21 protein-coding genes and 2 pseudogenes are annotated in these 23,264 nt (G+C 73.2%); 15 read left to right on the forward strand and 8 right to left on the reverse strand.

The window, feature by feature from the left end:
• The first annotated feature begins 147 nt into the window (after positions 1–147).
• From ACIRBY_RS33730 to ACIRBY_RS33740, 3 genes are all read left to right on the forward strand, one after another.
• The gene (locus ACIRBY_RS33730) at positions 148–657 is read left to right on the forward strand and encodes a hypothetical protein (RefSeq protein ID WP_403907930.1); all 510 of its coding nucleotides are present in this window, start codon (positions 148–150) and stop codon (positions 655–657) included.
• Positions 654–3,557 carry a M48 family metalloprotease gene (locus ACIRBY_RS33735; RefSeq protein WP_403907932.1) on the forward strand — a complete coding sequence of 968 codons (2,904 nt, stop codon included), beginning with the start codon at positions 654–656 and terminating at the stop codon, positions 3,555–3,557. Before ACIRBY_RS33730 ends, ACIRBY_RS33735 begins: the two co-directional genes overlap by 4 nt.
• Before the next feature lie 124 nt (positions 3,558–3,681).
• Positions 3,682–4,239: an EF-hand domain-containing protein gene (locus tag ACIRBY_RS33740; protein WP_403907934.1), complete on the forward strand. Its 558-nt coding sequence runs from the start codon at positions 3,682–3,684 to the stop codon at positions 4,237–4,239.
• 90 nt (positions 4,240–4,329) lie between these two features.
• On the opposite strand, the gene ACIRBY_RS33745 is transcribed toward ACIRBY_RS33740, so the two are convergent.
• On the reverse strand, positions 4,330–5,763 hold the full coding sequence (locus tag ACIRBY_RS33745) for a hypothetical protein (RefSeq protein WP_403907936.1): 1,434 nt from the start codon (positions 5,761–5,763) through the stop codon (positions 4,330–4,332).
• 322 nt (positions 5,764–6,085) lie between these two features.
• Here ACIRBY_RS33745 and ACIRBY_RS33750 point away from each other — a divergent pair, with 322 nt between their 5' ends.
• Positions 6,086–7,510 (forward strand): FAD-dependent oxidoreductase, encoded by a 1,425-nt coding sequence (locus tag ACIRBY_RS33750; RefSeq protein ID WP_403907938.1) that lies wholly within the window; start codon positions 6,086–6,088, stop codon positions 7,508–7,510.
• A 66-nt stretch (positions 7,511–7,576) separates the two neighbouring features.
• Here the strand turns inward: ACIRBY_RS33750 and ACIRBY_RS33755 are convergent, their stop codons facing one another.
• On the reverse strand, positions 7,577–7,975 hold the full coding sequence (locus ACIRBY_RS33755) for a VOC family protein (protein WP_403907940.1): 399 nt from the start codon (positions 7,973–7,975) through the stop codon (positions 7,577–7,579).
• 93 nt (positions 7,976–8,068) lie between these two features.
• Here ACIRBY_RS33755 and ACIRBY_RS33760 point away from each other — a divergent pair, with 93 nt between their 5' ends.
• From ACIRBY_RS33760 to ACIRBY_RS33770, 3 genes are all read left to right on the forward strand, one after another.
• Positions 8,069–9,082 carry a helix-turn-helix transcriptional regulator gene (locus tag ACIRBY_RS33760; protein WP_403907942.1) on the forward strand — a complete coding sequence of 338 codons (1,014 nt, stop codon included), beginning with the start codon at positions 8,069–8,071 and terminating at the stop codon, positions 9,080–9,082.
• A gap of 40 nt (positions 9,083–9,122) precedes the next feature.
• Positions 9,123–10,670, forward strand: a complete 1,548-nt coding sequence (locus tag ACIRBY_RS33765; protein ID WP_403907944.1) for a type IV pilus biogenesis/stability protein PilW — start codon at positions 9,123–9,125, stop codon at positions 10,668–10,670.
• Between the two features lie 72 nt (positions 10,671–10,742).
• A complete protein-coding gene (locus ACIRBY_RS33770) occupies positions 10,743–11,159 on the forward strand; it encodes a GNAT family N-acetyltransferase (protein WP_403907946.1) in 417 nt (138 codons plus the stop codon).
• Between the two features lie 76 nt (positions 11,160–11,235).
• Here ACIRBY_RS33770 and ACIRBY_RS33775 read toward each other — a convergent pair.
• Together ACIRBY_RS33775 and ACIRBY_RS33780 are read right to left on the reverse strand one after the other, a co-directional pair.
• A pseudogene (locus tag ACIRBY_RS33775) lies at positions 11,236–11,509 on the reverse strand (tRNA (adenosine(37)-N6)-threonylcarbamoyltransferase complex transferase subunit TsaD); the annotation flags it as partial.
• 127 nt (positions 11,510–11,636) lie between these two features.
• Entirely contained in the window at positions 11,637–12,512 is an 876-nt protein-coding gene (locus ACIRBY_RS33780) for an alpha/beta fold hydrolase (protein ID WP_403907948.1), read from the reverse strand.
• A 242-nt stretch (positions 12,513–12,754) separates the two neighbouring features.
• Between ACIRBY_RS33780 and ACIRBY_RS33785 the strand changes: the two genes are divergently transcribed.
• The 3 genes and pseudogenes from ACIRBY_RS33785 to ACIRBY_RS33795 form a co-directional block, all read left to right on the forward strand.
• Positions 12,755–13,597 (forward strand): hypothetical protein, encoded by an 843-nt coding sequence (locus ACIRBY_RS33785; RefSeq protein ID WP_403907950.1) that lies wholly within the window; start codon positions 12,755–12,757, stop codon positions 13,595–13,597.
• A 167-nt stretch (positions 13,598–13,764) separates the two neighbouring features.
• Positions 13,765–14,598, forward strand: a complete 834-nt coding sequence (locus tag ACIRBY_RS33790) for an SAM-dependent methyltransferase (RefSeq protein ID WP_403907952.1) — start codon at positions 13,765–13,767, stop codon at positions 14,596–14,598.
• Positions 14,599–14,878: 280 nt separating this feature from the next.
• A pseudogene (locus ACIRBY_RS33795) lies at positions 14,879–15,265 on the forward strand (phosphotransferase); the annotation flags it as partial.
• A 25-nt stretch (positions 15,266–15,290) separates the two neighbouring features.
• On the opposite strand, the gene ACIRBY_RS33800 reads toward ACIRBY_RS33795, so the two are convergent.
• Positions 15,291–15,704, reverse strand: coding sequence for a hypothetical protein (locus ACIRBY_RS33800; RefSeq protein WP_403907954.1), 414 nt, complete (start codon positions 15,702–15,704; stop codon positions 15,291–15,293).
• Between the two features lie 540 nt (positions 15,705–16,244).
• On the opposite strand from ACIRBY_RS33800, the gene ACIRBY_RS33805 reads away from it, so the two are divergent.
• The gene (locus ACIRBY_RS33805) at positions 16,245–16,769 is read left to right on the forward strand and encodes a peptidylprolyl isomerase (RefSeq protein WP_403907956.1); all 525 of its coding nucleotides are present in this window, start codon (positions 16,245–16,247) and stop codon (positions 16,767–16,769) included.
• A gap of 224 nt (positions 16,770–16,993) precedes the next feature.
• On the opposite strand, the gene ACIRBY_RS33810 is transcribed toward ACIRBY_RS33805, so the two are convergent.
• A complete protein-coding gene (locus tag ACIRBY_RS33810) occupies positions 16,994–17,731 on the reverse strand; it encodes an SDR family oxidoreductase (RefSeq protein ID WP_403907958.1) in 738 nt (245 codons plus the stop codon).
• Between the two features lie 92 nt (positions 17,732–17,823).
• Here ACIRBY_RS33810 and ACIRBY_RS33815 point away from each other — a divergent pair, with 92 nt between their 5' ends.
• Positions 17,824–18,687, forward strand: coding sequence for a LysR family transcriptional regulator (locus ACIRBY_RS33815; protein ID WP_403907960.1), 864 nt, complete (start codon positions 17,824–17,826; stop codon positions 18,685–18,687).
• 20 nt (positions 18,688–18,707) lie between these two features.
• On the opposite strand, the gene ACIRBY_RS33820 is transcribed toward ACIRBY_RS33815, so the two are convergent.
• Entirely contained in the window at positions 18,708–18,956 is a 249-nt protein-coding gene (locus ACIRBY_RS33820) for a hypothetical protein (RefSeq protein ID WP_403907962.1), read from the reverse strand.
• Between the two features lie 287 nt (positions 18,957–19,243).
• On the opposite strand from ACIRBY_RS33820, the gene ACIRBY_RS33825 reads away from it, so the two are divergent.
• Positions 19,244–19,945 carry a hypothetical protein gene (locus tag ACIRBY_RS33825; protein WP_403907964.1) on the forward strand — a complete coding sequence of 234 codons (702 nt, stop codon included), beginning with the start codon at positions 19,244–19,246 and terminating at the stop codon, positions 19,943–19,945.
• 339 nt (positions 19,946–20,284) lie between these two features.
• Here ACIRBY_RS33825 and ACIRBY_RS33830 read toward each other — a convergent pair whose 3' ends face one another.
• Positions 20,285–21,148, reverse strand: coding sequence for a LysR substrate-binding domain-containing protein (locus ACIRBY_RS33830; RefSeq protein WP_403907966.1), 864 nt, complete (start codon positions 21,146–21,148; stop codon positions 20,285–20,287).
• Between the two features lie 176 nt (positions 21,149–21,324).
• Between ACIRBY_RS33830 and ACIRBY_RS33835 the strand changes: the two genes are divergently transcribed.
• Positions 21,325–21,699 (forward strand): carboxymuconolactone decarboxylase family protein, encoded by a 375-nt coding sequence (locus tag ACIRBY_RS33835; RefSeq protein WP_403907968.1) that lies wholly within the window; start codon positions 21,325–21,327, stop codon positions 21,697–21,699.
• 129 nt (positions 21,700–21,828) lie between these two features.
• On the forward strand, positions 21,829–23,178 hold the full coding sequence (locus ACIRBY_RS33840; protein ID WP_403907970.1) for an SMI1/KNR4 family protein: 1,350 nt from the start codon (positions 21,829–21,831) through the stop codon (positions 23,176–23,178).
• Positions 23,179–23,264: the final 86 nt, after the last annotated feature.

Genomic DNA, 23,264 nt, shown 5'->3' on the forward strand with positions numbered 1-23,264 from the left:
GCGCCGCCCCGGGAGCCCTCACCGCGCCGGCTCGCCCGAGCGGCATTGCCCGGTGGCATGGCGGAGTCGGCCGCCGTCATGACATCGTGAACGCCTGTTCCGGGCGAGCGGTCACGGGGGGCTTGGATGGGTTCAACAGGGGTGCCGGTGAGCGGACGCCGCGTGCGGGACATCGTCTGCGACGTGGTGGCGCAGGTGGCGCCGAACGAGGTCGTGCTGGTGGACGGGCTGCTGGCGCTGGACGACGCCGCGGTGGTGCGGCGTCTGTCGGGCCGGGGCCGGCGGGATCCGCTCGGGTTCGGCGTGACCGAGGTGGCCGCGCTGGTCACAGCGGTGGTGTGGCTGGTGCTGGACCAGGTGGCCGCGACCCTCGTCGGCGCGGCCGTCGAGCGGGCCGGCCGGCGTTCGGGCGCCTGGTTACGGCGGCTCTCGCGCCGCCCCCCGCCGCCGGCCGTTCTGCCGCCGCTGGACCGGGCCCAACTGGCCGAGGTCCACCAGCGTGTGGTCGAGGCCGCCACCCGGCGGGGCCTCACCGCCGAACGCGCGGCAGAGCTCGCCGATGCCGTGGTCGCCGCATCCGTACTGGCGGAACCGGCCTCCGGGCCTCCGGAAGAGGGGGAGGAGGCGGACGAACCGGCCGGCGGCGAGCCGCGGTGAACGCCGCTCCCACCCGGCCGCGCATCGACGAGCGGGCCCTGGGTGCGGGTACGACCATCCGCTTCGTCATGCTGGTCGTTCTGATGCTGGCCGCCGCTGGTGCGATGATCCTGCCGGTCGAGCGGACCCTGCACGCCGACGACGGCGTCGACTGCCTGCTCGCCGCCGGGCTCGATCCGAACCGGGCCGGAGACGCGGCCGCGATGACCCGCGTGGCCACCCAGTGGATTCCGTTCTGGGCGTGCATGGACCAGTCCGCCCCTCTGCCGCCCTGGTGGCAGATCGCCGTCCTGCCGGTGCTCCTCACCGTCGCGGCCGCGCTGCTCTTCCTCCTGCTGCCGGCCTGGAAGACGCGCCGGCGGCGCCTCGTCGCCCTGCACACCCTCGACAAGGACGGTGCCGTCCTGCGGCTGGTCGAGGAGGCGGCCGGGGCCGCAGGGCTGGCCAGGGTGCCCCGGGTCGTGGTCGACCGGGCCGCTCCCACCGCCGGCGCGGTGGTCTTCGGCCGGAATCGCCGGCCGGTCATCAGCCTGCACGGCGGCCTGCTCGCCTGCCGCGACACCGACCCCGGGCACGTGCGGACCGTACTGCTGCACGAACTCGCCCACATCGCCAACCGGGACGTCACCGTGACCTACGGCACCGTCGCACTGTGGCGCGCGTTCTGCACGCTGGTCCTGCTGCCCTACCTGCTCTGGTCGGCCTTCCAGTTCAGCACCTTCGCCCCTCCCACCTGGCTGGCCACCGCTCCGTACCAGATCCGTACGTTCCTGCTCCCCCTCCTCCTGGTCGCCCTCGTCCACCTCGCACGGGCCGACGTGCTGCGCGCGCGGGAGATCCACGCGGACCTCGCAGCGGACCGCTGGGGCGCGGACCTGCACCGTTCCATCACCGCAGCCCCCGCCTCCCGGGGACTGCGCTCCGTCGCCGACTCCCTGAGGGAGCAGTGGAGCACCCACCCGCCGGCGCAGGTGCGCCGGTCCGCGCTGGCCGATCCCTCCCCGCTCTTCGGGCTCCGGCCGCTGCCCATCGTTCTGACCGGTGTGAGCGCGGTGCTGATCCACAGCCAACTCCTGACCTACCTCGGCACGTACCGGCGGCTGAGCGCCTGGACATCCCAGGGGACGGCGTTCGTTCCGGCCGTCCTGGTGTGCGGCGTGATCGGAACCGCGCTCTGGCGGTCCGTGGCCTACGCGGTGGTGACGGGCCGTCCGGCCCCCACCGGGGTGCGCCCCGGACTCTGGCTGGGCGCCGGCCTCGGTACGGGCGCTCTGTTCATCGGGTTGGGCGCCGGTGCGTCGCAGTGGTGGATCGGTGGCCTGACGGGCCTGCTGCTGATCGTGGCGGCCGGCACCGCCTTCACCGTCTGGGTCACCCGGTGCGCCCGCCTGTGGGCCGGAACCTGGCGCGGGAGGTCCCTGCGACCCGCCCTCGCGCTGTGCCTGGCCGCCGGCTTCGTCGTCGCGACGGTCTGGTTCACCTGGCAGACGACCCAGGGCGTCTACGGGTTGTTCTGGCAGACGGCGGGCGCCACCGGTTCGCGCCAGGCGGTCCTGCGGATGTTCCCCGGCGCCACGGACACGGGGCACCCCGCCATCGCAGCCACCGCCGTGGTGATACCCCTGCTCCTGACCTCGCTGAACTCACCCCTGTTCATCGCCGCCGCAGCGGCGACCTGGCTCCTACCGGCCCTGGCCCTGGCCCTGGGGCCGACCGTCGACCGCCCCCGCTGGCTGGCCCGCGCCCGGCTCGACGGCGACCCCTCCGCCGCCCGGTGGGAGACACCGCCACCGCTGCGCCGGGCACTGGGGCCGGGGCTGATCGGCGGAACGGGATGCTGGCTCGCGGTCGCGGGCGCCCTGGCGTACCTGCACGCCGGACAGGCCGGGCCGGCGCCGGGCAACGGGATCGAGGGACTGCGGTACCTGGCCTTCACGTTCGTGGCTCTCGCCGCAGTACTGACCGGCACCGCGCTGTGGGCCTGCCGCGGCCGAGACCTCCTCGTCACGTTGATCGCAACCCAGACGGCGGCGACGCTCGGCCTCGCGGGCACGGTGGTGCTGATGTCCGTCGACGGCTGCGCGGCACCCCTGAGCGTGTGGAACACCGACTGCGGCTGGCGCCCGGCGTGGAAGGCGCTTCCGGACGGAAACCTGGCCGCCTTCGTCAACGTCACGCTCCTGCTCGCCGCACTGGTCACCCTCCTGGCAACCCCCCTGCCGGCCGTGGGGTCGGCCGTCCTGCGACGGCGGACGCGGCCCGAACCCGCGGAACGCCGACGCCCGTCCGAGAGGCGCCCCGTCGTCCGGTGGTCCGCAGTGGGCCTGCCGACGGCGCTGGTGCTCGCGCTCGCCGTCGCGGCGCCGCTCACCATGGCCAAGTACCAGACCTCTCTTCCGGACTACGCCGCAGGGCAACGGAGCTTCCGGCAACTGCTCGGCGACGCGCCGCCGACCACGTCACCGCAGGCGCGGGCCCGGCAGGTCCGCGCCTGGTACCGGCACGGCGGGAAGTACCTGCTGGGCAGTGCCGTCGCGGCCGCCGACCAGCTGAGAACGGTGGAGGTCGCATTCGACGCCGACCCGGCGGCGCACGCCCCGGCGCTCGCCCGGATCCGCTCGCTGTGCGCACAGCTCGGGACGCTCGCCGCGTGGGAGGACGGGTACTACTTCCGCGTGCCGGACGCAGGGCCCCAGGCCGACTGGCACGAGTTCGGCCGGTTCGCCCGCGACGGCAGCCGCAAGTGCCTGTCAGCCGTGGACCGGCAACCCTTCGACGCCAGCGCCTTCCTCGCCCTCGCGTCCGCCAGGTTCGACCTGGACGTGGCCGGTTCCTACGCCGCCAGCGCGACGAACGGCATCACCGACATCCTGGCGGAGGCGGGCTACCAGCCCTCCTGACCTGCCGACGGCCCGGCCCACCCCCTGCCGGCCGGTTGCGAAGCCCTCCCACGGCGTAGCCCGATCGTGGGTCACCGCTGTGACCGGCTCCCGGGCCTGCGGCTCCTGCGCTACGTTCACCGCCATGGACATCCTGCGAGGGAAGATCAGCCACGGCTTCGATCTGCTGGACGCCGACGGCGACGGGGCCCTGACCGAGGCCGACCACGTCATCATGGGCGACCGGGCCGCCGACCAGCTCGGCTACGCCCGTGGCTCGGCCGAGCACATCCGCATGGTCGGCGCCTACGTCGCCGTCTGGCGCGACCTGCACGCCCCGCACGTCGGCGGGGCCAACGGCCGCATGACCAAGCGGGAATTCGTCACCAGCACCCTCACCCTGGCCGCCGACCCCGAGGCCGCGGCCACCACCGTCGGCGCGCTCGCCCGGGCGTTCTTCGCCATCGCCGACGCCGATGCCGACGGCCTGGTCAACAGGACCGAGTTCGACGCCTTCCAGCGCAGCCACTTCCCGGGGATCGGCCAGGCGGACCTGGACGAGGCGTTCGCCCACCTGGACCGCGACGGCGACGGTGCCCTCGACCCGGCCGAATTCGAGTCCGCGGTGGTCGAGTACTGGTCCAGCACCGACCCCACCGCCCCGGGCAACTGGTGGATGGGCCGGCCCGACACCCGGGGGTAGCGGCGCACCGCACGCGCCGAGTGCGGTGACAGGGAATTCTCGCGACACTCACCGAGGCCGACCCCCTCGCACCACCGGCCCGCCCGGCGCTCAGCCGGCGCAGCCGGGCACGCTGCCCGCGGGCGCGCAGTTGTCCGGGTGGTTCCCTCTGACCGGGGTGTCGTTCAGGGTGACCGTGCCGGACTCCTTGAAGATCCCGCCGCCCTCGGCGGCCCGGTTGTCGGTGACGCTGCCCCTGGTCAGGGTCGTGGAGCCGACGGCGCTGTAGACGCCGCCTCCCTGGGAGGTGCCCCCGTCGGGGGCGTCGGCGGTGTTCTTGCCGATGTGCGACCGTTCGGTCCTTGCGGTGCCGCCGGTGGCATTGCTCATCCCGCCGCCCTGGGCGGTGCCGCCGGGGGCATGGGCGGTGTTGTTCCGCACGGTGCTGTCCCGCAGGGTGATCTCACCCGTACGGCCGATGTGGATCCCACCGCCCCGCGCGGTGCCGCCGGGGGCGGTGGCCGTGTTGTCGATGACGCGGGTACGGATCAACGACACGGGGAAGTTGGTCCCGACCCCTCCGCCGACGGCGAGGCCGTGCGGGGCGCTGGCGGTGTTCCCGGCGATGGTGCTGTCGGTCACCGTCAGGGTGGTCGTCTCGCCCGGTACCGGGCCGCCCGTGGCCAGTGCGGCCAGTGCCGTGCCGCCGGCGGCTCGGGCGTGGTTGGCGCCGATGGTGCTGTGCTCGATCGTCGTGAGGGCGAAAGCGGCGTGCCCGGCGCCGAACGCGAAGCTGCCGGTGTCGTCGGTGACGGCGATGGTGTTGTCGGTGATCCGGCTGCGGTTGAGCGTCAGCGCTCCGTCGTTGGCGATCCCGCCGCCCTCGGCACTGGAAGGGGTGGCGCCGGAGTAGGTGGCGGAGTTGTGGCTGATTTCGGTGTCGTTCACGGTGGCCGTGCCGTCGCTGTCGATGCCGCCGCCCTCCGCGAAGACACCGTCGACGGCGGCGTTGGCGGTGTTGTGGACCACCCGGCCGTGGTTCACTGTCAGCCTGCCCTGGCTGTAGATGCCGCCCCCGCAGACCCCTTGACCGGTGAACAGGGGGCAGTCCGTCGCCCGGCCGCCGCTGATGGTCGTGCTGTTCAGCGTCAGGGTGCCCGTCTCGCCCACGCGGAGGATGCGGAATCTCGGGGCGGAGGGCGGACGTGTGATCGTTGCACCCTCGCCGTCGATGGTGATGTCGCTGGTGATGGCCGGCAGGCCGTCTGCGTGGCTGCCGGGGTCGGCGGTGAGGAGCTCGTACGTGCACGTGCGGGCCAGTCGGATGGTGTCCGCTTCCGGTGTGCTGTTGGCCCGGTTGATCGCCGCGACGAGGTCCGGAACCGAACACCGGACGCTGGTGGAAGGGGCGGCCTGGGCAGCCGGTCCGGGAAGCGCGAGCCCGGTCGCAGCCGCCAGGGCGGCCGCGGTCAGCAGCCGGACCGGCCGCGACCGCCGGTCACAGCGGGGAGAGGATTGCGCTCGTGGGTTCTGTTGCCGGGACATCCAGCGGCTCCTCGGTCTCGTACATCGGAAGGCGCCCCATCGCGGGGTCTTCAGTGCGGAGTACAGGAGCCAGCCGACCACGACCCCGCGCCCGCAGACTCCCTGAGATCACGAGAGCCCGCCCGTGTCCACCGGACCGGAGCAATCGGAAGGGGCCCGGTGTGTCTCATGCACCTCGCGCGCTCCACGCCTCCGCCCGCACCCCTGACACACCCCCGCGCGCCCCTTCGCCCCCCTTGATCGTCCCCGGAGCAGCGCGGTGGAGTGGTCCTCGGATGGCGGCCCGACCGGGTCTGCGGCGGTCCGACGATCGGGGATCGGCATGGCGGAAGGCGACGGGGGCACCGTGGCACCGGGCACGAACGCGGGCCCGCACGCGGGCACGAGCACCACGACGGTCCCCGCCGGCCCGGGCTGGGGGCGCGCAGTCGTGATCGGCGGTGGCTACGCGGGCCTGCTGGCGGCGCGGGTCTTGGCCGACCACTTCGCCGAGGTCCTGGTGCTGGAGCGGGACGCCGTCGACCGTACGACCGGTGCGCACCCGAGCGCGCCGCAGGCGTACCACGCGCACGCGATGCTGGCCAAGGGCGCCCAGACGCTGGAGGTGCTCTTCCCGGGCCTGCGCGCGGAGCTGGAGCAGCTCGGCGCGCCCGTCTACGACTACGGTGAGCGGATCAGCTTCCTGCTGCCCACCGGCTACGCCGTGCGTGCCACCACCGGCGTGCGGATCCAGTCCTTCACCCGGGACGAGCTGGAGCGCCGGATCCGGGGCCGGGTGCACGACCTGCCACGGGTTCAGGTGCTGGGCGAAGCCCGGGTTCTGGGTCTGGGCCGGGGCCCTGACGGACGGATCGAGGGGGTCCGGTACCGGACCGGGGAGGGCGGGGAGCAGGAGGCCACCGCCGAACTGGTGGTGGATGCCTCCGGGCGCAGCACCTCGATCGACGACTGGCTGCGCGAGGCCGGGCTGCCGGTCTCGGCGAGGAGCACGGTGAAGGCGAAGATCACCTACACCACGATGGTCTTCGACCGCACCCCCGAGGAGAAGGACTACGACCTCGCCTACCAGATGACCTTCGCCCCCACGGTGCGGCGCGGCGGCGCCATGCTCGCGGTGGAGCACGGCCGCTGGGTCTGCTCGCTGTTCGGCTACGAGCAGCACCCGCCCACCGACCCGGACGGCTTCCTGGACTACGCGCGCAGCCTGGACAACCCCCAGCTGGCCGAGCAGATCGCCCGCCGCAGCCGCCACGACGAGCTGCACCGCTACACCAACCCCGGCAGCACCTGGCGCCTGCACCACCGCAACCCCGGCTGGCCGGAGGGACTGATCGCGATCGGCGACGCGCTCTGCGTCTTCAACCCGGTCTACGGCCAGGGGCTCACCGTGCCCGCCATCGAGGCCGACGCACTCGGCTCACTGCTGCGCCGCCGCTCCAGCGGCACGGGCCTGACCGGCCTGAGCCGGGAGTACCTGCGCACGGCGGCCAGGATCATCAAGGTCCCCTGGTCCCTGTCCACCACCTCGGACCTGATGTGGAGCCCGGGCGGCCAACCACTGGCCGCACGCTTCGCGCACTGGTACAACCAGCAGGTCTTCGCGCTCGCCCGGCACGACGCCGACGTCTGGACCCGCTTCGTCAAGGTGGCCAACATGACGGCCCCGTCCTCGCTGCTGATGCAGCCCTCGGTCCTCGCCAAGATCGCCCGACGGGCCGTCACCCGCCGCCCGGAACCCGCCCGCTGACGGCGTCCCGCCCCTGCTCGGCGGGTCGGGCCTCCCGCGTGGGCGGCACCCGTGCGGGACGTGGCGTCAGCGCGCGAACTTCTCGATGGCCGCCGGGGTCACGGGGGTGAAGAAGTTGACGAGGTTGCCGTCGGGGTCGCGGAGCAGGAGCGACCGGTTGCCCCAGGGCATCGTGGTGGGCTCCGTCACGAAGTCGGTGACGCAGCCGGTCAGGTCCCGGTACACGCGGTCCACGTCCTCGACGAGGAACTCGGTGATCACGCTGCGGTTGTCCGCCGGGCGGGCGGAACCCGGGGCGAACAGGGGGACGGTGCGGGTGCCGGCGATCGCGAGGGTCGCGCCCGCGGTCCTGAGCTCGGCGAAGTCCTGGGTGGCCCATACCGCCCGGGCCCCCGTGGCCCGCTCGTAGAACGCGACGAGGCGTGCCACGTCACCGGTGATGATGCGGATCGAGACGAACTGCATGGGGATCTCCTTGGCTGTGCGGGAGGCTTGTGCGTCGCAGACTAGGAGGAATACCGGACAGAATCGGTCCTGTATGGGCACTAGGCTGCACACATGTCCCGACCGACCGCCCGCGTCCTGACCCTCCTGGAGCTGCTGCAATCGGGCGGCACCCGGACGGTGGCCGAACTCGCCGACCGGCTCGGCGTCGAAGGCCGCACCGTTCGCCGTTACGTGGACCAGCTCGTGGTCGACCTCGACGTGCCCGTGGAATCGGTGCGCGGCCGCTACGGCGGATACCGGCTCGCCCCCGGCTACCGCCTGCCCCCGCTCATGCTCGGCGACGACGAGGCGCTGGCCGTGCTGCTCGGCCTGCTGGCCGGCCGCCGGACAGGGCTGACGACGACGGAGCGCACGGCGAGCGAGACGGCGTCGGCGAAGATCCGGCGCGTGCTGCCCCGGCACGTCGCCCGCAGGCTCGACGCCCTCCTCGACACCCTCGCCTTCACCGACCGACCCGGCGACTTCGACACCCCCGACTCCGAGGTCCTGCTCACCCTCGCCGATGCGGTGCGCCACCACCGACCGGTCTCGATCCGCTACGGCGACCGCGACGGACGGCGCAGCGAACGCACCCTGCACGCGCACGGGGTCGTGGCCCACGCGGGACGCTGGTACGTCACGGGCGAGGACGCCGGGATCGGCGAGGACCGGACCTTCCGGCTCGACCGCATCACGGACGCGCGGACCCTGCCGGGCTCCTTCGAAGCGCCCGGGGCCACCGATCCCGCACAGCGCCTGCTGGAAGGGTTCGCCACGGCCGGCCACCGGCACGAGGTGACCCTGCGGATCCACGGGACCGTCGGGCAGATCCGCGCCCACCTCCCCGCCGCCGTCGCACTCCTGCGCGAGCACGAGCACGAGGCCGTCGCGGACGGGGGCCGGGCGGACGAGCGCTGGCTGCGCGTCGAGCTGCGGGCGGAACGGCTCGACTGGCTGCCTCCGGTACTCGCCGCACTCGACCGGCCCTTCGTCATCGAGCGCCCCGAGGAACTGCGCACCCTCGTCACCGCGTTCGCCGACCGCCTCACCTCCTACGCCCGGGAAACCCCAGAGGGCGCTTCGTGACCCGGTGCCCGCTCCTGTCGGCGGCTGCTACGGTCCGGCCATGACGCGCCCCGACCACGTACTCACCGTCCTGCGCCGGAATCCTGATCTGGCGAGGCTGGCTGCGGGATCCTTCGATTTCGATCTCGACCGGGCCGAGCACGGGGAGGAGGTCCGTCTGGCGAGCGGAGCCCCGCTGAGGGCCGTGGCGGGCGACGACACCGGCGGCACCTACTTCGTGTGCGCGGACGGGGCTGTGCTGTACGCGAGCTCCGAAGGCGAAGCGGGACTCATCGGCGCGGGCACGGACGAGGCTCTGGAGATCCTCGTCGGCCTGCCGGGCTGGCGCGACTACACCGATCTCGACCCCGCGGCCGATGACGAGGCGCTGGAAGCGGTGTTCGACAGGGTCGAAGGCGAGATCCGGGACTCCTACGGTTCCGAGCTGGACACCGAGCGCAGCACGCTGCTCAGCGGGCTGGGCCTGCGCCGGCTCCCGAGGCGGGAGCTGCTGCACAGGCTCCAGGAGTCCCTCCTGCGGACCGAGCCGGAGTTCCTGCTGCTGAACGCGGAGGAAGGCTGCGCCTACGCGTTGCCGGACCGCCTTCGGCGTCCGCCCCTGTGGGAGGCGGTTCTCGCCCCCGGCCGGGATGATCTGGCCCGGATGCGGGCGGACCGCGACGGCTGGGAGGCGATCGCCGGCGATCCGGTACGGCGGGCCACCGTCCTGCGCGCAGCCCAGTACGACCGCAGGCCGGGAGACCTGCGGCTCCTGCGCGTCCTCCTGCGGCAGGAAGCCCGCTGCGGCCCGACCGAGGAACTCCGCCTCGCCGCGGTCCTGGTCGCCCTGCACGGAAAGCCGGAGGACCACACGCTGCTGCGGTCCCTGCGCGAGTCCGACGCCGACGTCCACTTCCTGCTCGGCGGATTCCCCGATGCGGCCGGAGCCCTCACCCAGTGGGGCGCCGACTTCGACGAGTCGAACTACGGCCAGGACCCCCACGACGAACACGACCTCACCTGGACGGCGCTGGCCCGCCGCCAGGGGCGGACCGAACTGGCCCGCGCCGCGCTCATCCGCATCCTCGACGGCGCGGGCCCGCGCGATGAGGCCTTGCTCGGGTCTTTGGTCCACGAGCTCGAAGCCCTCGGAGACCTCGGCCAGGCGATCCGGGCGCGCCGCCTGCACGCGTCCTTGCAGGACGACGCCGGCAAGCGCGGCGCGGCCCTGGTCGACCTCGCCTCTCTGCAGCGCCGCCACGGCGAGGTGGAGGCAGCCTGGCAGTCCCTCCAACGGGCGGTCACGGTACTCGACGGCCCGCCGCCCCCGCCGCCCGCCGATCAGCTGGAGCTCGATCTCGATCTCGACCTCGACCTACCGCAACCCTCCTGTCAGACCCCCACTTGGCGCGAACTCGGCCTGGGGATGAGGGTCACCGAGGAACACTTCCTCATCACACAGGCCGCCGTGCCGCCCGGTCTGCACGAGGTGGCCCAGGCATCACTCCGGTCGGGAAGGGCCATGCTCGACGGCCACGCTCATGTCCCCGAGCCCCTGCGCCAGGCCGCAGAGGCGGCGCAGGCCCTTGCCGCACCCCGGCCCGCCTGAGAATCGACGCGCCCGTCTCGCCCTGCGAAAGGCAGTGGCTGCCGGCCACGCCGCTGTGTTTGGCTCAGGTCCATGATCGAGACACGCAGCGCTACGGTGGCGGACGCCGAGGGCGTCCTGGCCTTCTGGAAGGCAGCAGCGGAGGGCACCTCCATCACAGACGACGTCGCGGGGGTGACTCGGCTCATCGGACGAGATCCGGACGCCCTGATCCTCGCGGAGTCCGGCGGGGTCCTCGTAGGCACCCTGATAGCCGGCTGGGACGGTTGGAGAGCCTCTCTCTACCGGCTGGCCGTTCTCCCTTCCCACCGTCGGCAAGGGATCTCCAAGACGCTCCTCGAGGCCGCCGAACAGCGGTTCCGCGAGCTGGGCGGTCGGCGCGGGGACGCGATGGTGCTGGTCGAGAACAAGCAGGCTCAGGCTGCCTGGGCTGCGGCGGGGTACCGGCAGGAAGACCACTGGCGTCGATGGGTGAAGCCGCTCGGGTAGGCATGCGGGCGCCGTGTGGTGAAACCGGAGGTTTCGACGGGACCGCCGGCGCCCGTCCCGGCGCGCGGCGTCACCCTCACGCGAAGGCCGCGGCCGGCCGCGCGGCCGGGTGCAGTGCGGCGAACTCCAGGGGCGCCGACGGATCGATCGACACCTCGAGCTGCGCCGGTTCGGCTCCCGCCCGTACGAGGAGGCCGCCGACGGCCGCGAACCGCCCCGTCGTCGGTGCACAGCGTCAGCGGCGGCACCCGCAGCTCGACCCCGGCCGCCGCGCACCGCTCCTCCGCGAGCGCCCGCACCCGCGAGGTGGCCGCGACCCCGCCCACCACCACGAGCGTGCGCACGTCGCCACCGCGTGCGCCGGCAGCCGGTCGCCGGAGACGATCCCCGCCCCGGTCTCGCCACACGCCCACAGGATCAGGCCGGCGCCCGCCACGCGCGGCCACGCGTCGCCGCCGCGCTCGTCACGGTCGGGGTTCAGGGGCAGAGCCGGGCGGCCTCCTCGAGTTCGTCGGCCAGCAGGGCCGGGTCGCGGGGGCCGATGTGCGGGGCCGTCAGGGACCGTACGCGGAAGGGGTTGCCGGGGGTCAGCTCGTCGGCTTCCCGGATCATGAGGTCCTGGAGGGCCGGCGGGATCGTGCGGTCTTCGGTGAAGCGCACGAAGGTGCGCGGGACGCGCCCCCACTTGTGCGGCAGGCCGCGGCCGTCGCCGGCTCCGATGGCTGCCGACTCGTCCGGTTCGAGGATGTTGAGGATCGCCCTGACCTCGGCGTCGGAGTAGTCGGCGGCCATCGCTTCCTTGGCGATCCGGAAGAAGGACGGGTCGTTGCTGCGCCAGTTGACCCGGGTGATCCCGAGCTCCGGCGGTGTCGGGACGGGGGTCATCTTGAAGATGTAGCTCGGGGCCGCCTCCGGGGTCGCCAGCAGCTCGTTCACCGAGGCCCGTTTCGCCGGGCACAGGGCGGCGACGTACACGAGGTGCGAGATCAGCTCCGGGACGAGGTCGGCGACCGCGTTGAGGGTGACGCCGCCGAGGCTCTGGCCGGCCAGGACCACGCGGCCGTTGCGGTGAGCCCGCCGTACCACCGAGGCCACGTGTGCGGCGAAGTCGGCCAGGGTCGTCCCCGCGAGGGGAGAGGGCTCCTGCCGCAGTCGCTCCAGATCCTGGGGCGCCTGGTAGGAGAGGGGGAAGTGGGCGCCGGGCCCGTGCCCCGGCAGGTCGACGGCGACCGCGCGGTGTCCGCGCAGCCCGAGTTCGGCCACGACGGGTGACCAGCCGTAGGCGTTGCTGCCCGCTCCGTGGACGAGGACGAACGTGACCGGGGGCGTGTCCACACCAGTTAAGTTACTCATGGGTAGATCGTAGGGTGCCGATGCGGGGGCGATGCAAGCCCCAGGCCAGGCGGCCGCGCTCGTCCGCCTCTCGGAGCCGCCGGGGTGGGGCTTGATCCGGTCGCCCGGACTGGCTGAATTCGTAGCCTGGCGCGAACCGTCCTGCCTCAGGAAGATTCTCAGCGGCCACACGGGCCGGTCTGGAGAGCGGGGGAGAACCGATGAGAACAGTCCGGAGAGGTTTACGGGACAGGTGGGTCGGGGTGTGCGTGCGCGGCGCGGTCTCCATCGCGCTGACGTGCACCGGGGTCGCGATGGCCCCTGCGGCGGTGGCGCAGACCGCGGCCGCCTGCTCGACGGACACCGGGGCCACGGGCCTGGCGAGCTCGCCGGTGGCGGGCACGTTGGTGTCCGTGGAGCGTGCGGACGGCCGGATCGCGCAGCTCCAGCTCTTCTACGACGCCACCGCGACCCGGGGCCTGCCCTTCGTCTGGCATCGCGAGCAGAACGGACCCGGCGGCGCGTACGGGGGGTGGCAGCGGGTGAGCGCGGCAACCGTGGGCCCCAAGAGCTACGCCATGACGGCGATCGAGAACTCGGCGGGCAAGGTGGAACTGCTCTTCTCCACCTACGGTTCGTTCTGCCACGCGGTGCAGGACGACGGCGCTGCGGGCGGCTGGAGCGCACCGGACGGCTTCGGCCTCGCGCCGACGCCGTACCACGGCGGAGTCGTGCTGTTCAAGGAGCGGGACGGCAGCATCGACGCCTTCGCCTCCGGGGCGTACGGCGCCGGCTCGATGGAACTGCGCCACCAGCAGAACGCGGCAGCCGGCTGGGGCCCGACCCGGTCCATGGGCCAGGTGCCGGACGCCGGCGTGGGCCTGGGCCAGCCGAGCACCGTGGAACAACTGCCCGACGGCAGGCTGCACGTCGCGGCCCGCGAGTGGAACAGGGACCGCACGTGGGAGATCTGGCAATCGGCACCCGGCGGTAACTGGGGCCCCTGGCAGCTCACGGCCCCGGCCGCCGCACCGGCCCCCCGGGCCGCCGCCGGGGCCACCCCGGCGGGCAGCGCCACCGCAGGCGGGCCTGCGGCCGAAGGCTGACCGGTCGCCGACCGATGGGCCGGCGCCATGGCCCCGTGGTGCCGGCCCATCGCACGTACGGGTGGGTTACCTGCGTGGGCGGGTCGAAAAGCACGTGGCCGGTGTGTCCACCGGTCTAGGGTCGTCGCTCCCACCTGCCCTCGTCGAGGCTTCCTGTGAGGTGCCCCATGTCCGGTGCGACGTCCGACAAGCCCGCGCCCGCCCACATCGATCCGACCAAGCCCAGTATCGCCAGGGTCTACGACGCCTTCCTCAACGGGAAGGACAACTACGAGGTGGACCGCGAGGTGGTCCGGGGCGTGCAGAAGGCGGCTCCGGAGGCCGCGGACCTGGCGGTCGAGAACCGCCGGTTCCTGATCCGGGCCTGCCGCTTCCTGGCCCAGCAGACGGACGTCACGCAGTACCTGGACTGTGGTTCGGGCCTGCCGACCGCGGAGAACGTCCACCACGTGGTCCAGCGGGTCAATCCGCAGGCGCGCGTCGTCTACGTCGACAACGACCCGGTGGTCCTGGCCCACGGCCGCACCCTGCTGGAGGAGAACGAGAACACCGTCCTCGTCGCCGAGGACATCTTCGAGCCCGAGAAGCTGCTGGACAACGAGGTCGTACGGTCCGAGCTGGACTGGAACGAGCCGATCGCCCTGCTCCAGCTCGGCACACTGCACCACTACAACCGTGAGGACACGCGCACCCGCAAGGACATCATGCGCGCCTACATCGACGCACTGCCGTCCGGCTCCTACGTGGTGATCAGCCACTTCCTCAACCCCGAGGACGAGTACAGCGCGACCGCCCGGAAGATGGAGGACATGTTCCTGCACAGCATGATGGGCAGCGGCACCTTCTCCACCAAGGCCGAACTGCAGGAGCTCTTCAACGGTCTGGAGATGATCGATCCGGGATTGGTGCGGTGCGCCGACTGGTGGCCCGACGGACCGCGGCTCAAGCAGCTGAACGCCGCCCAGCGCAGCATCGCCGGCGGCATCGCGCGCAAGGCGTAGGCCACGCACCGCAAGCGGCTCGTCCGTGCTGGTCGCGCCGGCTGGTACACCCCCGCGCACACGCCCGGCCCCGGCACGGTCGCACCGCTCGTGCTGAGCGCACTGGTGTCCGTACCGCTGTACTTCGGGGAGGAACCCGGCTGGCAGGGCTACACGCTGCCCCGGCCGATGCACCGCGGCAGGATCCGCGCCCTGCTGCTCGGCCGGGCGGTCCGGGGCGCCTGGCACCGTCCCGATGGCCGCGCTCGGCGGGAGCTACCCCGGCCAGCCGGTGCTGCTGGGGAGCACGTTCGATGCCCGCGAGATGACCGCTCTGTGGGACGCCGCCCTCATGGCCCCGGCACGGGGACGCGCCCCGGTGTGGTGCCACGGCGACCTGCACAATGGGAACCTGCTGACGGCAGGGGGCGTCCTGAGCGCGGTCATCGACTTCGGCCAGCTCGGGTCCGGCGATCCGGCCTGCGACCTGACGATCGCCTTCACCCTGATGTCGGCCCGCAGCCGGCCCGTGTTCCGCGCGGCGCTGGAGGTGGACGAGGACACCTGGACGCGGGGGCGCGGCTGGGCCTTGGCCACGGGACTGCGCGCCCACACGGCGTACGCCGCCACCAGCCCCCGGGCCGCCGCGCGGACGGCCCGCCAGATCACCGCGGCACTGGCAGGCTGAAGATCCGTACAGCCGGGCGTGGTGATCAGCCGTTGAGGGGGAGGTCGTAGTGGGTCCACGGAGACCAGTTGCCGTCGTGGTCGCGGTTGCGGCCCCAGTACTCCCCCCGCTCGTCGTAGTAGAACACCCTGAAGGTCCAGGGGTCGCCGGCGTCGTAGTCGTAGGCGCGCGCCGTGCTCGACGCCCTTCCGCCCATGGACATCCATCGCGACCAGTCCCCGTCGGAGTCGGTCCAGCGGGTCCACACCGCACGGTCGGTGCCGACGATGAACTCCTGCTTCGTGCCGTTGGGGAGCTTGTAGCTGGTCACCCCGTACTCGCAGAGGTATACGCCGCCGCCGCGCGAGCAGTTGCTCGCCTCGGCAGGCGTGGCCACCACCGCGACGCTCGCGACCGCAGCGGCCGCGATCACGGCTGCCTTGAACTTTCCGACCAGCATGACTCTCTCCTCAGTACGACGTCCTGGACTGCCGAGGGGGCCGGACCGGGGCGCCGTGGGGCAGCGGTGGGGTCGTCGGCCGGCGCGGGGCAGCGCCCCTTCGGCAGACACAGTCGATCACGGTGGACGGGGACGGTCCCAGGCAATTCCACCTGCAAAAATACGGTCGGCGTGCTTCTGCCGGGCCTTGGATCTGCCGCACGTGCGTGCTGTCCTGCCGGCCGAGCTGCACCGCGCCGATCTCCCTCAGGGCCTGCTCGAACCCATTCCCGCGGACCAACCCCACGCCCTAGACTGCGACCGCTCCAGGACCTGGCGATCATCAGGAGGGCGTGCGAGATGAAACGAGCACTGATCGGCACATGCGCGGCCGTGGCGTTGGTCGTGTCCGGGGGGAGTGTCGCCACCGCTTCCGACGGCGCTCCGCCGCGCACCACGCACGGCCCCTGCCAGTACACACAGACCCCGGACGAGCCGCCGGCGCGCTCTGTTCCGCTGCCGCCCGACCCGCGGCGCACCCCCGGTCGCGGCACGGTCGACATGGCCGTTCCGACCAGCCGGGGACCGCTGCCGCTGCACTTGGACCGGGCCAAGGCGCCGTGCACGGTCCAGAGCTTCCTGCACCTGGCACGGCACGGGTTCTACGACCGCACGGTGTGCCACCGTCTGACGGCGTATCCCACGCTGAAGGTCCTGCAGTGCGGCGACCCGACCGGTACGGGTGAGGGCGGGCCCGGCTACAAGTACAAGGACGAGCTGCCGGTGGACCTGCCACCCGCACCGACCGATCCGACCGGCACGCGCCGCCTCTACGGGCGCGGCGTGCTGGCGATGGCCAACGCCGGCCCGGACACGAACGGTTCCCAGTTCTTCGTCGTCTACGGCGACTCCGCACTGCGCCCGAACTACACGGTGTTCGGCACGGTCGGCGCCGACGGCCTGAAGACACTGGACGAAGTCGCCGCCGGAGGCATCGAGCCGACCGCCGAGAACCCGGCCCCGGTCGACGGCACACCCGTGCTGCGGACCGAGCTGCTCCGCGTCCGGCCGTCCTGGCCGTACTGACGTACCGCGCGGGGACAAGGCCCCTGGACCGTCCGCTTCGACGCCAACCCGGACATCGACCGGTCCGAAAGACCCGTTCGACGCCGCTGTACGGCGAGCGCCCCTCCGGCGGGAGGGGCGCACCGGGCGTGGACCGGGGCCCGGTTTCACGGCCTCGTCCCCGTCGGACCGGTCGGCGATCCCCTCCGCATACGGGATCGGGCCGATGCCTGCGGCGACGGCGATCACCAGGGGACGACGCCGGCGTCCTCGAAGAACGAACCGGTCGGGCCGCCGTCGGGCAGGGTGGCGAGCCGGATCGCGGTGGCCGCGCCCTGTTCAGGGGTGCGGGGCCCATGGAAGCCGTTGAAGTCGGTCGCGACCAGGCCCGGGCAGGCGGCGTTGATCAGGATGTTCGTACCGGCGAACTGCCGGGCGTACTGCACGGTGAGGGCGTTGAGGAACGACTTCGACGGCGCGTAGGCCGCCATGACCGGGCCGATCTCGATGCCCGGGTCCGCCTGCCGGGCCAGGGAGCCGACGCTGCTGGAGACGTTGACGATGCGCGGCGAGGCCGAGCGCCGCAGCAGTGGCAGCATCGCGTTGGTCACCCGGACGACCCCCAGGACGTTGGTGTCCACGACCGTGCGGAGCACCTCCAGGTCGAGCACGGTCGGATCCTGCACCCACCCCGGGTCCATCTCGCCCGAGATGCCGGCATTGTTGACCAGGGCGTCCAGGCGCCCGGCCAGCCCGTCGACCAGTTCCGCGGCATCGGCGACGCTCTGGTCGTCGGTCACGTCCAGCGGTACCCCGAACGCGTCCACGCCGGCGGCGCGCAGCTCACCGACGGCGGCTTCGCGCCGGGCGGCGTCGCGGGCTCCGACGCCCACGCGGTACCCCAGGCCGCCCAGCCCGGCCGCGATCTCGTACCCGATGCCCTTGTTCGCGCCGGTCACCAGCGCGATCATCGTTTCGCTCATGCCGATGATGGTGGCTCGCGGACGGGCGGCGCGGCCAACACCGATGCGGTGTCCTGTCATACCTACCGGGTATCACCCCGTATGCTGCGGCCGTGGACACCCTGGAGACCCGCGAGTTGAGGTACTTCGTGGCCGTCGCCGAGGAACTGCACTTCGGGCGCGCCGCCGAGCGCCTCGGCATGGCCCAGCCGCCGCTGTCGCGTGCGATCCAGCAGCTCGAACGGCGCCTCGGGGTCTGCCTGTTGGAGCGCAACCGCCGTGGCGTCCGCCTGACCGGTGCCGGAGAGGTGCTGTTGTACGAGGGCAGGGCGGCCCTCGACGCGACCGCTGCCGCCGCTCGCCGCACCCGGCGCGCCGGCGGTGCCGACGGCCCTGGCGGCGCCCGCGGTCGGCTGGTCCTCGCGGTGAAGGCCGCCGCGTCCCACGCACTGCTGCGCAGGCTCCTCGACGCCTACGCGGCCGAGCCCGACAGTGCCGAGATCGAGGTGCTGCCGTGCGGCATTTCCGAGCAGGAGGAGCTACTGCGCGACGGACGCGCCGATGTCGCGCTCCTGCACACGCCGTGGAACTCCCTCGCCGGGTTCGACAGCGAGGCACTGACGGCCGAGGGGCAGGTTGCCGTCCTGCCTGCCGGGCACCCCCTCGCCGCCCGCGAGACCTTGTCCCTGGCCGAGGTCAGGGACGTCCCCGATCTGCCGCTCGCCCGCTGGCCCGCTCACGGCACCTATGCACCCGGCCCGGGCCCCGAGATCCACAACCAGACGCAACTGGCCCAGTTGATCGCCCTCGGACGCACCGTGGCGGTCGTTCCGGACTCCGCCCGCTCCTGGCTGTGGGCCGAGCACACGGCAGTCCCCCTGACCGACGCGCCTCCCGTCGTGACCCACATCGCCTGGCCCGCCCACAGCCGCTCCCTCGCCCTGGCCGGCCTGATCCGCACGGCCGCACGGCTGTGACCGGCTCCTGCCCCCGTCGGTCAGCACCCGGGACGACGCGGAACGTGTCGATTGCCCTCGACGCCCGCGTAGTCGGGAAGCCCGATGCCGTTGATCGCGCGTCCGACCAACCCGGTGAACCACTCGCCGGAGAAATCGGGGCGCGGCTCGGCGTCCGGCCCTGGGGCTTGGCGGCTTCGGGCGTTCAGTCGCCCGATCTCCCGGTTGGCCTCGACGAACGGGCGCATCCGCGCCTCGTAGCGGTCAAACCCGGTGACCGTCCGGATCACCCGCGGCGTCCAACTCCACCTCCTCGACCTCCTCGACACCGACATCGGACAAACCCGCTGGCCACAAACCTGTGACTAAGTGTCTTGGCTGGCCAGTCCGGCCACTGCAGGGGGCCACGCAGCCTGGCGGGAACCTCAGCGTCTCCGGGCCCAATCCGCCTGTGTGATGGGATGTCCAGCAACGCTCGCAGAGGGCGGGATACGGCGCAGCAACGAACAGGGGAAGGGGAGAGAGGGCTATGACGAGCGGGCACCAGACTCACGGGGCAGTCTCCGGCCTGCGGCCGTTGCGGACACGCGCCCTGACCCGTGAGGCCGGGCGGGCACGGCAACTCCTGGCCGCCGGGGAGTGGCGCCCCGCCGCGGCGGACTCCGAAGCGGCAGCGCGCGTCCTGGCCCGCCTCACGGCCCCGCTCCCGACCCGGCGGGCAGCGAGCACACGGACGCTGGCCACGGACCGGGACCGGCACCTCCAACGCATCCTGCGAACCACCCTCCACCACCTCGACGCAGGCACCATCAGCCCGCCCGCAGCCGCCCTCCTGGCCGCCGTCGCCCGCGCCTTCCTGCCTTGGCACACCACCCCGAACCCACCACCCGCGGCGGCGGCCCCGAGATACGGGACCCCGGCGGGCACGGCGGACGGCCCGGCCGTGCCACCGACAGAGGCGGGCGAGACCCTGCTCCCCGATCTGATCGCACTGTTCGCCGCGCTGGCCTCGGCGAGACCACCCAGGACCGTCCCGCTCACGCCCCCGGTCGAGCCCTGGCAGGTCCAGTACGCGGGCCGCTTCCGTCGTTACGGCAGACCCGCTTTCGGGGTGTGGACAGCCGACACCATCGGCTGCCCGGCATGCGGGGGTGAGGCCGGCCCGTGGACGGTGACCTGCGACTGGCGCCTGATCGCGCTGGGCTGCCCGTGCGGGGCGGTGACCCACAAGCACGGCCTTGCTTTCTCCGAAGTCTGGCTCCTCTTGCCGGACCTGTGACCGGGCGTCGTGGCCGACCGTCCGTAAACGACGCTCAGTTGGCCAACTCGAAACGGCGACCCGCGAAGTCCGGGGCCAGACGCTCGCCCGCGCGGGCTGCCCGGGCCCCGGATCACCTCGGCCCCTCGCCGGTCACGTCCCGCGCTCCCTCCACGCCCAGCCTGCGCTCCGCCCGCCAAGGGCCGCTCGGCCCGGGCCGCCACCCGATGCCGCCCTGGGCATCGACGGCCGCGCCGCGCACTTCGGCGCTTCGGCCGCCCGGCGTTCACCTGGTCGGGCGGCGCGGGCCGAGGGCATGGGGTCCGCTGACCTCGCATCCACGCGGACAGGGCCGTTCGCTCACGCAGCGTGGGCATCGGCCAGGGCGGCCGCCACGGCGTCCACGAGCCGGTCGGGGGCCCCCGCGCGGCGGGCCAGCACGACCCGGCTCGGCGGGTGGCCGTCGACGGGGACGAACGCGATGCCCGGGCGCGCGTGCCTGCGCGCGGCCCCGGCCGGCATCAGCCCGGTCACCCCGTCCCACACCACCGCGTGCAGGCACTCCTCGGCGGACGTCACCACCGGCCCCGGCGTGTCCTCGTCGGCGGCGAGCCAGTACGAGCGCCACCGCGCGTCCGTTCCGGCCGGCAGCCGGAAGCGCGGCCGCCCGGCAAGTTCGCTCACGTGCAGTCGCGGTCGTGCGGCGAGCGGGTCGTCCGCGGGCAGCGCCGCCACCACGGGCTCCGTCCCCAGCCGGCGTACGGTCAGCCCTGCGGCGTCGAAGGGAAGCCGGGTCAGCGCCAGGTCGACCCGCCGCTCGCGCAGCCCTCCCGTCGGATCGGTCATGGGCGCCTCGTGCAGCCGGACCCGCAGCCCGGGCCGGGTGCTGCGCAGCACGGCGAGGGCGGCGGGTCCGGCGTCCAGACCAGCGCCGGCAACGGTTCCCAGGACGACCTCGCGTACGGACTCCGCGGCGCGCACCAGCTCGCGGGCGCGCTCGGCCCGCGCCAGCAGATCGCGCGCCTCCGGGAGCAGAACCTCCCCGGCCGCGGTCAGGCGCGCCCCGGTCGGGATCCGCTCGAACAGCCGGCACGCCAGGTCCGCCTCCAGGTCGCGGATCCTGCGGCTGAGGGGCGGCTGGGCGAGATTGAGCCGCAGGGCGGCCCGGCCGAAGTGGCCCTCCTCCGCGACCGCCACGAAACAGCGCAACGCCCTCAAGTCCATGACCGGCCACGATACCGACAACGGCACCGCCCCTGCGGAACCGGTCTTGGACGCGGTGCCGGATCCGAGGTGAAGTGGAGCCGTCCCCCCACCACCCCTGTCCATCCAGGGCGATTCCGCCCGATCCTCACCCCATCACCGGGCCCCCAGCCCGTCGACTTCCGCAAGGAGCACCCATGTACGCGCACCCCGACGACCTCCACCGTGCCCGCTCCGTCGGCGCCGCCGCCGCGCCCGAGTTCGCGGCCTGGCTCGCCTTCCAGAAGGCGGTCGACCGGGAGGACGGGGCCGTGCCGCGCCGCTACCGCGAGCTGATCTCCGTCGCGGTGGCCCTCGTCACCCAGTGCGCCTATTGCCTCGACGTCCACACCGGGGCTGCCCGTCGGCACGGCGTCACCGCCGAGGAACTCGCCGAGACCGCCTTCGTCACCGCCTCCGTCCGCGCCGGCGGCACCCTCGCCCACGCCCTCCTCGCCGACCGCCTCTACGAACACCACGGTCACCATGCCCCTTCCGCCACCCCGGGGAGCGCAGCGGCGCCCACCTGCTGACGGCTTCGTCGGGCCCAAGGACCTTCAGGGCCGCACCCACAGTCGGGTGGGGGAATCCTCGCCCACCCGCCCGGGACGGGTGACCTCGTGAAAGACCGGGTGTCAGTCCGCCCGCGTACGGTCTCCGTCATGAGCGATCAAGGAAACTCCCGGTCTTCGATCCACGCATTCGCAACCTGGGAGCCCCTGCTGCGGCTCCTGCGGGCGGAGAACGCGGAGCGGCTCGCCGTCCCGGGTGGTCGGGTGGTGGGCCGTATCACCCGGAACAGTTGGAGCGTGCCCCTGCGGCAGATGTACAACGACGGTGTGCAGCGGGTGCACGACATCCTGGTGAAGGACGACATCAATGCCGTGACGTTCGTGATGGAGACGGAGACGTCGGGACGCACCCGGCTCCACCTCCTCCTATCCAGTCGGGCGGTGGAGCTCGGTGTCGGCTTCAACCCGGGGGCGCTCGTCCTGGTCGAGGACGCGCTCCCGGAGCCCTGGCGGCGCCTTCCGGAGCCGACGCCGGGCGCGGTGCCGGCGCCGTCGGCGGACCCGGCGCTGCTCGAACGGACGGTGCGCGGGCGTCTGCCCGGCGCCGTCGGCGCCACCGAGGCCGAGATCGCGGCGGCCGAGTCGCGTCTGGGCACCGCCCTGCCCGAGGAGCTCAAGGCGCTGTACCGGGTGACGCGGGCCGAGTGGGCGGACTGGAGGGGCGACTACGAGGCAGCGAGCCGCCATTCCGAAGCGGTCCGCTGCGAACTCTTCAACCTGGAAGGCCTGTACATCGCCGGGGCGGCGACCCGCGAGTGCCCCTGGTACCAGGCGGCCATGGAGGCGGTCGAGACGCCGCCCTCCGCCGCCGTGCAGGGGCTGGCCGGGTCGCCGGGCTGGATCGCGTTCGGCGACAACGGGGGCGGCGACCGGCTGGCCGTCGATCTGACGCCAGGCCCCCGCGGACACATCGGTCAGGTCGTCCTCATATCCCACGAGGAGGACATCGGCGCCCGCCTCCTCGCCGACTCCCTGACCGACCTGATGCTGGACCGGCCCGCCACGGAACCCGGCGGCGCAGAGCCCCACGCACCGGCCGCGACCTCGTTCGCGTACGACCAGGAAAGCCTGGGGAGCGCCGTGCACTCCGGCCTGGAAGCCCTGACCCTCGGCGCGCGGGGCGGCCACCCGGTCAGCCTCGCGCCGCTCATGGGGCGGCCCCGGCTGCGATCCCTCTCCGCGCAGCCCGGGACCCTCGCCGACCCCACTGAGATCGGTGGGCTCACCGGGCTCGAGTACCTGGAGCTGGGATCGCAGGAGTGGGGTGCCCTCCTCGATGCCGACGCCGTCCCGCAGGGCCTGCTGGCGGCCGCCGTCAACGGGCCCTTCGACGAGGACCCCCTGGCCGTCGCGGGCCTCGCCAACGAACTCCTCGCCCTGTGGGGGAGGCCCCGCATCACCCAGACCCTGGTCGAGGGCGACCTCGGCCCGCAGGTCTAGCGCGGGAGGGCCATCGAGGCGGTCACCGGCCGGGCCCGCGCCCGCTGGGCTCCCGCGCCCCAGTCCGCGCCTGCCGCTGACCCGGC

Source organism: Streptomyces sp. NPDC096136 (genome assembly GCF_044763325.1).
Lineage (GTDB): Bacteria > Actinomycetota > Actinomycetes > Streptomycetales > Streptomycetaceae > Streptomyces.

What these genes read in the sequence shown, in the direction of transcription:
- ACIRBY_RS33805 (WP_403907956.1), top strand. Translation starts at nt 16,245, where the DNA reads ATGGCCGTTCCGACCAGCCGGGGACCGCTGCCGCTGCACTTGGACCGG.
- ACIRBY_RS33780 (WP_403907948.1), bottom strand. Translation starts at nt 12,512, where the DNA reads ATGAGTAACTTAACTGGTGTGGACACGCCCCCGGTCACGTTCGTCCTC.
- ACIRBY_RS33755 (WP_403907940.1), bottom strand. Translation starts at nt 7,975, where the DNA reads ATGCAGTTCGTCTCGATCCGCATCATCACCGGTGACGTGGCACGCCTC.
- ACIRBY_RS33770 (WP_403907946.1), top strand. Translation starts at nt 10,743, where the DNA reads ATGATCGAGACACGCAGCGCTACGGTGGCGGACGCCGAGGGCGTCCTG.
- ACIRBY_RS33830 (WP_403907966.1), bottom strand. Translation starts at nt 21,148, where the DNA reads ATGGACTTGAGGGCGTTGCGCTGTTTCGTGGCGGTCGCGGAGGAGGGC.
- ACIRBY_RS33790 (WP_403907952.1), top strand. Translation starts at nt 13,765, where the DNA reads ATGTCCGGTGCGACGTCCGACAAGCCCGCGCCCGCCCACATCGATCCG.
- ACIRBY_RS33840 (WP_403907970.1), top strand. Translation starts at nt 21,829, where the DNA reads ATGAGCGATCAAGGAAACTCCCGGTCTTCGATCCACGCATTCGCAACC.
- ACIRBY_RS33760 (WP_403907942.1), top strand. Translation starts at nt 8,069, where the DNA reads ATGTCCCGACCGACCGCCCGCGTCCTGACCCTCCTGGAGCTGCTGCAA.
- ACIRBY_RS33765 (WP_403907944.1), top strand. Translation starts at nt 9,123, where the DNA reads ATGACGCGCCCCGACCACGTACTCACCGTCCTGCGCCGGAATCCTGAT.
- ACIRBY_RS33810 (WP_403907958.1), bottom strand. Translation starts at nt 17,731, where the DNA reads ATGAGCGAAACGATGATCGCGCTGGTGACCGGCGCGAACAAGGGCATC.
- ACIRBY_RS33800 (WP_403907954.1), bottom strand. Translation starts at nt 15,704, where the DNA reads ATGCTGGTCGGAAAGTTCAAGGCAGCCGTGATCGCGGCCGCTGCGGTC.
- ACIRBY_RS33745 (WP_403907936.1), bottom strand. Translation starts at nt 5,763, where the DNA reads ATGTCCCGGCAACAGAACCCACGAGCGCAATCCTCTCCCCGCTGTGAC.
- ACIRBY_RS33750 (WP_403907938.1), top strand. Translation starts at nt 6,086, where the DNA reads ATGGCGGAAGGCGACGGGGGCACCGTGGCACCGGGCACGAACGCGGGC.
- ACIRBY_RS33740 (WP_403907934.1), top strand. Translation starts at nt 3,682, where the DNA reads ATGGACATCCTGCGAGGGAAGATCAGCCACGGCTTCGATCTGCTGGAC.
- ACIRBY_RS33835 (WP_403907968.1), top strand. Translation starts at nt 21,325, where the DNA reads ATGTACGCGCACCCCGACGACCTCCACCGTGCCCGCTCCGTCGGCGCC.